Here is a 6,053-nt window from a genome sequence, read left to right as displayed (position 1 = left end):
TGACCCCACCGACGCGGCTCCGGGTCGATTTTGAAGAAAATGTTGATGTTTACCCGGGGAGCCGGACCAGGGGCAGGTAGGCGGACAGGTCGCAGCGCTCACCGGAGGCGTGCAGGGTGCCGTCGGCCAGGGCGTCCTGCCAGGTGAGTCGGCCGGTGGCCAGGGCCAGCCAGGTGACGGCGTCGGTCTCGACGACGCTGGGTGGGGTGCCCCGGCGGTGGACGGTGCCGGCGACGGCCTGGGTGACACCGAAGGGCGGGACCCGCACCTCGACCGAGCGCCCGGGCGCGCAGGCGGCAAGCTCCTCGAGGGTGTAGCGCACGGCGGTGGCGGTCACCCGACGTCGGGCGGCCCGGTCAGTGGGACTGGCGGAGTCGGCACCGCTCCCAGCTCCTGCCGGTTCGTCGTCGGACGTGCCCTGCTCCTGGGCCCACTGGCGCAGGGCCTGAGCGCCGGCGTCGGGGTCGATGCGTCGTCTTGCAGCCATGGCGCGAAGCCTATGCCGGAGCAGCCCGGAACTGGCAGGCGAGTCCATCGTGGGCAACGAGCACCCTTACTCACGGTGAAGACCACCACGAGGTTCACCGGCCGGCCCTGACTGGTCTCGACAACGGCGCCTCGCGGCAGGCCCGGTCCGTCAGGCGGCGCACCCCCATATCGGCAAAACGGACCGACATGCTCGCATCCGGCCCTGACCGGTACCGACAGCGCCGCACAGCCGTCCTGGAACATCGAGGACTGCGTTCTGCGCCCAGGACGTACTTCTCCCCCAAACGACTGCGCCCGAGCCGTCACCTTCTGTAGGAGAACGCAGTCCTCGACCGAAAAGTACATCCTCGATCTGCGGCGGCACAGTCCACAGGGACGTTCCGCGCCGTCGGGGACAGTTCCGTACGGCCGGGTGCGTGTCGCCTCGCCCGGGGACATCCTGCACCGCCGGGGACATTCCCGCACGGCCAGGGGCATTCGACGCCGTCGGGGACAGGATTCCTGTCCCCGCACGCGCGGAGTGTCCCCGGCGGGAGGGGTGTGTCCCCGGCCGCGTGAAGCGTCCCCGCAGAAGAACGCCGAGCCCCTCAGACTCGGCCTCTTCGCTCCTCACACACATCGTGCGGGGCCCCGCACCTGGTGGGACCCCGCACGACGACGCAGCGATGAGGCTCGCTCAATCAAGCAGCAGCCGCGGCCTGCGCCTCAACGCCCTTCTTGCCGTCCGCGTTGCGCCCCAGCCCCTTGAGGACGATGACCAGCGCAGTGCTCACCACCGTCCCGGCCAGGATCGCCAGGAGGAAGCCACCGAAGTGGGTGATGGCGAAGGCGACGAACACGCCGCCGTGGGGCGCGCGCGAGCCGACGTGCATCGCCATGGTCATGGCGCCGGTGACCGCGCCGCCGGCCATCGTGGCCGGGATGACGCGTAGCGGGTCGGCGGCGGCGAAGGGGATGGCGCCCTCGGAGATGAAGGACAGCCCCAGCAGCCAAGCGCTGCGCCCGTTCTCGATCTCTGCCTTGGTGAACAGTCGCGAGCGCAGGAAGGTCGCGGCCGACATCGCCAGCGGCGGCACCATGCCGGCGGCCATGACGGTGGCCATGATCTCGTAGGGGGCGGTGTTGCTGGCGCTGGCCTCGGACAGGCCCGCGGTGCCGAACAGGTAGGCGGCCTTGTTGATCGGCCCGCCCAGGTCGAAGCACATCATGAGCCCGAGAATGATGCCGAGCAGCACGGCCGACCCGCCCCCGGACATGGAGGTCAGCCCGTGCTTCAGCCCGGTCATGAGGGCGGCCAGGGGCCGCCCGAGGACCAGGTACATGACGGCGCCGACCACCAGCGTGGTGCCCAGCGGGATGATGACCACGGGCATGAGCCCTCGCAGCCAGGCCGGCGCATTGAGCCCGGCGAGCCAGGCCGCGAAGTAGCCCGCGAGGATGCCGCCGACCAGGCCGCCGATGAACCCGGCCCCGACCTCGACCGCGACGACCCCCATGACGAATCCGGGCGCGATCCCGGGCCTGCCAGCCAGCCCGAAGGAGATGTAGCCTGCCAGCGCCGGAACGAGGAAGCTCATGGCCGCCTGCCCCAACAGGAACAGCGTCCACCCGATATACAGCAGCAGCCCGGACTGGGAGACGGTGATCGTCTCGGTTGCGACGACGTTGTCGGCCGAGTTCTTGATCTCGTGGACGAACTCGTTGCCGGGCAGGTTCCACAGGGAGTAGTCGCTGATGGAGATCTTCTCGTAGAGGCTGGCCACGTCGTACCCGGCCAGGAGGAAGCCCAGGGCGATGAGCAGACCGCCGGCGGCCACGAAGGGGATCATGTAGGACACCCCGGTCATGACCGAGCGCTGCAGGCGCCGGGCCCAGTGCTCGGAGCCCTCCTCGCTCTCCTCGCTGGACCCGCCGCCGGCCGGCACACGGGCGGCACTGGGGTCGTCGACCGCGGCCAGGGCCTTGTCCACCAGGGAGCCGGCGTCGTTGACGGCGGCCTTGACCCCGACGTCGATGACGGGCTTGCCGGCGAAGCGCTCGCGACCCTTGACGGGCAGGTCGTGGGCGAAGATGACGGCGCTGGCCCGTTTGATGAGCTCGGGGTCGAGGGCGTCGATCTTGCCCGAGCCCTGGCCCTCGATGGCCACGATGATGCCGCGGTCCTTGCCGGCCTGCTCCAGGGCCTCGGCGGCCATGAAGGTGTGGGCGATGCCGGTGGGGCAGGAGGAGACCCCCACGATGACGGTCTGCCCCTCCGCCGGGGCCGACGACGCCGCAGCCTCCTTGGACTCCGCGGCGCCGGCCCCTTGGGCCGAGCCCGCGGCGCTTCCGGCCTTACCGGCCTTACCGGCCTCACTGTCCTCGGCCTCCTGCCCGCCGTCGAGCAGCTCGGGCTGGACCTGCTTGGTGACGATGCGGGTGATCTCCTCGGCGTCGGCGGCCTGGCGCAGGGCGTCGGTGAACTCGGTCTGCATGAGTCCGCGGGCGAGCTTGGCCAGGAGCTGGAGGTGGAAGTCGTCGGCGCCATCGGGGGCGGCGATCATGAAGATGAGGTCGGCGGCCTGCCCGTCGGCGGCCCCGAAGTCGACCGGCTGCGCCAGGCGGGCGAAGCCGAGGCTGGGGGCCAGGACGTGGGGGCTGCGGCAGTGCGGGATGGCGATGCCGCCGGGGATCCCGGTGGGGGCGGTGGACTCGCGCTTCTTGGCGTCGGCGGCCAGGCCGTCGGGGCTGGAGGCCCGGCCCGCGCCGGCCACGGTGGCGGCCAGGAACTCGATGACGTCTTCCTTGCCCGGGCCGGCGTCGGCGTCGAGCGCGACCAGCTCGGGGATGATGAGGGGCTTGTTCTCGGTCATGGTCTTCCTTGGTGTCCGAGGTGCCGTCGCCCGGTGGGCTGCGGCGGGTCACAGGTGGTCAAGGGTGGTGGGCGGCGGTCATGCGGTCGGTGGTGGTGATGCGGTGGGTCGGTGGGCGGGTGGTGAACAGGTCAGTGGACGGTCAGTGGCGGAGCCGGTTCGGCGGCCGGTAGCCGCCGGCGCGTGCGGGGGCCGCAGGCTCACGGGACCACAGCCCCGGCATCCCCAGACTCCCCGGCTCAGGAGAGCCGGGTGACGACGGCCGCCTGCTCGGGCAGGTCGGCGGGCGTGGGCAGGGTGGTTCCGGGCAGGGAGGCGGCGGCCGAGCCGTAGGCCATGGCGGTGCGCAGGCACTCGGCCTCGTCACCGCCGTTGACGTCGGCCAGGATGTAGCCGGCCACCGAGGAGTCCCCGGCGCCGACGGTGGAGACCACCGGGACCTCGGGGGCGGTGGCGTGCCAGGCGCCGTCGGCGGTCACCAGGACGGCGCCGGCGGGACCGAGGGTCACCATGACGGCACCGAGCCCCAGGCCCACCAGGAGGCGGGCGGCGTCGACGACGGGGCCGTAGTCCCCCTGGACGGCGCCCTCCTCGAGCGCCATGGCGCGCTCGGCGGGCAGGCCGGCGAGCTGACCGAGCTCCTCACCGTTGGGCTTGATGAGGTCGGGGGCCGATGCGGGCAGCTCGGCGGCCAGGGCCGCCAGGGGCTCGTCGGAGGTGTCGACGGCGATGCGCAAGCCCGGAGCGGCCTCCCGAAGGAGACCCACGAGGCGGGCGTACCACCTGGCCGGTGCACCCGGCGGCAGGGAGCCGGACAGGACCGCCCAGTGGTGGGTGTCAGCTCCGGCCGACACCCCCGTGAGGGTGAGGGTCTCCAGGAGGGCCTGCTCGACGGCATCGATCTCCTCCTCGCTCAAGCCCGCCCCCAGCTCGTTGAGCTTGGTGGTGGTGCCATCGGGCTCGGTGACGGCGGTGTTGATGCGGGCGGGTCCGGCCACGGGCACGGATCGCACGGTGAGGCCGGGCAGCTCAAGGGCGCCCAGGGCGGTGAGGATGGGGTCGTTCTCTGCGGCGGGCAGGACGGCGGTGGCGGCGCGCCCGGCGTTGGACAGGACGCGGGCGACATTGACGCCCTTGCCTCCCGGTTCCATGACGACGCCGGTCAGGCGCTGGACGGCGCCGCGCTGGAGGGGTCCGGGCAGGGAGACGGTGCGGTCGAGGGACGGGTTGGGTGTGAGGGTCAGGATCATGCGACAAGTACCTCGGTTTCGGTGGCGGTGAGCTGGTCGATAAGTGCGGGCGGGAGCTCGACGTCGGTGACCAGGAGGTCGACGTCGTCGAGGGAGGCGAAGGAGACCAGGTGCTCCTGGCCGATCTTGGTGGAGTCGACCAGGGCCACCACCTGGCGGGCGCTGCGCACCATGGCGCGTTTGACGGTGGCTTCGTCGGGGTCGGGCGTGGACAGTCCGTGGGCTGCGCTCAGGCCGTTGGCTCCCAGGACGGCGACGTCGACCCTCAGGGTGGACAGGGCCTCGACGGCTTCGGGGCCGACGGCGGCCTGGGTGAGTCCGCGCAGCTGGCCGCCCAGGATCCGCACCCGGGTGCGTCCGGCGCCGGCCAGCCAGGCGGCGGTCAGGACGGAATTGGTGATGACGGTCAGGTCGGTGTCGCCCGGCAGGAGGCGGGCGAGCGATCCGGTGGTGGTTCCGGCGTCGATGAGGAGGGTGGTGCCGGGCTTCGGTGCGAGCCGCGCCAGGGCGGCGCGGGCGATGGCCTGTTTGGCGGTGGGGTTGACCTGCTCGCGCTGGGTCACGCCGGTCTCCGGCAGGGCGGGGGCGGGGATGGCACCGCCGTGGACCTTGCGCAGGGCGCCGTTGCGGTCCAGGGCGGTCAGGTCGCGGCGGATCGTCTCAGGGGTGACGTCGAAGTGCTCGGCGAGCTCGGTGACGAGAACCCGCCCCGCACCGCGCACCTGCTCCACGATCTGGCGGTGCCTGTCCTCAATGCGCATGTTCACCTCCTGGAAGGTCCGTGCCGTCAACCAGTACGCCCGTTCGGGCATCCACTCGACTCTGAATGTCTGAACAGACACGAGAGTATGCCCATTCAGACATTCATGTCTACCCCAGAGTGACTCACAATACATTTCATAGGTTGTTTTGAGAACAGGGTCCGCCCGACGGGCACCACCGCCCTATCGAGGACGTCCTTCTGCGCCCAGGACTGCGTTCTCCGACAAACGACTGCGGGCGCACCCCAGTAGCCCGGAGGACAACGCAGTCCCCGAACGGGAAGTACGTCCTCGGCGCGGACCGCAGTCCCCACAGCCCCGGCCGCCCGAACCATCCCCGGTGATGCCCCGTCGTCGACGCCCCGCAGACAGCACTCGTGCCCGCCTCCCCGAGTGGGGAGGCGGGCACGAGTCTCGATCCGGAAATCGCTACGGGTCAGCCTGGGGCGGTCTGCGTCAGTCTGACCCAGCCGGTATCAGCCGACCCAGCCGGCGTCAGGCAGCGTCAGGCGACCTGCTGTCTGCGGCGCAGTACGAGGTAGCCGCCGACGACGAGCAGGGCGAGGGCGAGTACCCCCGCGCCAAGTGAGGCGCCGGTGCGGGCCAAAGGACTATCACTGGCCGCCTGGTTCGGCCGCTCGGGCCCGGCCGCCTGGGCCGGTGCCCCGGACGCGGCCGGAGCGGCGGTGGATGCGGGCTGC

The 6,053-nt window shown here is 71.6% G+C and carries 4 protein-coding genes and 1 pseudogene; all 5 read right to left on the bottom strand.

Annotated features, from left to right (window positions below; genetic code table 11):
- Nucleotides 1–49 precede the first annotated feature (49 nt).
- On the bottom strand, nucleotides 50–487 hold the full coding sequence (locus HMPREF3165_RS10185; protein WP_070513141.1) for a sterol carrier family protein: 438 nt from the start codon (nucleotides 485–487) through the stop codon (nucleotides 50–52).
- 682 nt (nucleotides 488–1,169) lie between these two features.
- Complete coding sequence (locus HMPREF3165_RS10180; protein WP_070513138.1) at nucleotides 1,170–3,341, bottom strand: PTS fructose transporter subunit IIABC; 2,172 nt, start codon at nucleotides 3,339–3,341, stop codon at nucleotides 1,170–1,172.
- Between the two features lie 239 nt (nucleotides 3,342–3,580).
- Complete coding sequence (locus tag HMPREF3165_RS10175) at nucleotides 3,581–4,591, bottom strand: 1-phosphofructokinase family hexose kinase (RefSeq protein ID WP_070513135.1); 1,011 nt, start codon at nucleotides 4,589–4,591, stop codon at nucleotides 3,581–3,583.
- The gene (locus HMPREF3165_RS10170) at nucleotides 4,588–5,352 is read right to left on the bottom strand and encodes a DeoR/GlpR family DNA-binding transcription regulator (RefSeq protein ID WP_070513132.1); all 765 of its coding nucleotides are present in this window, start codon (nucleotides 5,350–5,352) and stop codon (nucleotides 4,588–4,590) included. Before HMPREF3165_RS10170 ends, HMPREF3165_RS10175 begins: the two co-directional genes overlap by 4 nt.
- A gap of 505 nt (nucleotides 5,353–5,857) precedes the next feature.
- A pseudogene (locus tag HMPREF3165_RS13520) lies at nucleotides 5,858–6,053 on the bottom strand (hypothetical protein); the annotation flags it as partial.

This window comes from Actinomyces sp. HMSC08A09, assembly GCF_001807465.1.
GTDB classification, from domain to species: domain Bacteria; phylum Actinomycetota; class Actinomycetes; order Actinomycetales; family Actinomycetaceae; genus Actinomyces; species Actinomyces oris.
The sequence above is the reverse complement of the archived record's forward strand: the minus strand, read 5'-3'. Positions and strand labels throughout refer to the sequence as shown.

Excerpts from the sequence above, each read along its gene's own strand:
- HMPREF3165_RS10170 (WP_070513132.1), bottom strand. The coding sequence starts at position 5,352 with ATGCGCATTGAGGACAGGCACCGCCAGATCGTGGAGCAGGTGCGCGGT.
- HMPREF3165_RS10180 (WP_070513138.1), bottom strand. The coding sequence starts at position 3,341 with ATGACCGAGAACAAGCCCCTCATCATCCCCGAGCTGGTCGCGCTCGAC.
- HMPREF3165_RS10175 (WP_070513135.1), bottom strand. The coding sequence starts at position 4,591 with ATGATCCTGACCCTCACACCCAACCCGTCCCTCGACCGCACCGTCTCC.
- HMPREF3165_RS10185 (WP_070513141.1), bottom strand. The coding sequence starts at position 487 with ATGGCTGCAAGACGACGCATCGACCCCGACGCCGGCGCTCAGGCCCTG.